The following is a 1,290-nucleotide window of genomic DNA, read 5'->3' as shown; positions in this document are numbered from 1 at the left end:
GCCGTTCTCGTCCTGGAGGACGGTCGGATCTTCCGGGGCCGCGCCTACGGCGCTGTGGGGGAGACCTTCGGCGAGGCCGTGTTCTCCACCGGCATGACCGGATACCAGGAGACCCTCACCGACCCGTCGTACCACCGGCAGGTCGTCGTGATGACCGCCCCGCACGTGGGCAACACCGGGGTCAACGACGAGGACCCCGAGTCCTCCCGCATCTGGGTCGCCGGCTACGTCGTGCGCGATCCCGCCCGCGTCCCCTCCAACTGGCGCTCGCGGCGTTCGCTGGACGAGGAGCTGGTCAGGCAGGGCGTCGTCGGCATCAGCGGCATCGACACCCGGGCCCTGACCCGTCACCTGCGCGAGCGCGGTGCGATGCGGGTGGGCATCTTCTCCGGCGAGACGGTAGCCGCCGACGCCGAGCTGCTGGCCAAGGTCCAGGAGCAGCCCCAGATGAAGGGGGCGAACCTCTCCGCCGAGGTCGCCACCAAGGAGGCGTACGTCGTCCCCGCCATCGGTGAGAAGAGGTTCACCGTGGCCGCGGTCGACCTCGGGATCAAGGGCATGACCCCGCACCGGATGGCCGAGCGCGGCATCGAGGTCCACGTGCTGCCGGCGACCGCCACCGTCGAGGACGTGTACGCGGTCGGCCCGGACGGGGTGTTCTTCTCCAACGGGCCGGGTGACCCGGCCACCGCGGACGGCCCCGTCGCGGTCATGCGGGGTGTCCTGGAGCGCAAGACCCCGCTCTTCGGGATCTGCTTCGGCAACCAGATCCTGGGCCGTGCGCTGGGCTTTGGCACGTACAAGCTGAAGTACGGGCACCGCGGCATCAACCAGCCGGTGCAGGACCGCACGACCGGCAAGGTGGAGGTCACCGCGCACAACCACGGCTTCGCCGTGGACGCGCCCCTCGACCAGGTCTCCCAGACCCCTTACGGGCGCGCCGAGGTCTCCCACGTCTGCCTGAACGACCAGGTCGTGGAGGGCCTCCAGCTGCTGGACCAGCCGGCCTTCTCCGTCCAGTACCACCCCGAAGCGGCAGCCGGCCCGCACGACGCCGCCTACCTCTTCGACCGTTTCGTAACCCTGATGGAGGCCGAGCGTGCCTAAGCGCACCGATATCCAGTCCGTCCTGGTCATCGGCTCCGGCCCGATCGTCATCGGACAGGCCGCCGAGTTCGACTACTCCGGCACCCAGGCCTGCCGCATCCTCAAGGCCGAGGGCCTGCGGGTCATCCTGGTGAACTCCAACCCCGCGACGATCATGACCGACCCGGAGATCGCCGACGCCAC

Annotated in this window: 2 protein-coding genes; both read left to right on the top strand. The window is 69.9% G+C overall.

Annotated features, from left to right (window positions below; translation table 11 throughout):
- Nucleotides 1-1,107: glutamine-hydrolyzing carbamoyl-phosphate synthase small subunit (carA, locus tag ACFYXV_RS34130; RefSeq protein ID WP_389385066.1), on the top strand; the 1,107-nt coding region annotated here is incomplete at its 5' end.
- A partial coding sequence (locus tag ACFYXV_RS34125) for a hypothetical protein (RefSeq protein WP_389385065.1) occupies nucleotides 1,100-1,290 on the top strand: 191 nt, incomplete at its 3' end. The genes carA and ACFYXV_RS34125, both read left to right, overlap by 8 nt.

Origin of the sequence: Streptomyces sp. NPDC002181, from assembly GCF_042890485.1 — a bacterium.
Lineage (GTDB): Bacteria > Actinomycetota > Actinomycetes > Streptomycetales > Streptomycetaceae > Streptomyces.
The sequence above is the reverse complement of the archived record's forward strand: the minus strand, read 5'-3'. Positions and strand labels throughout refer to the sequence as shown.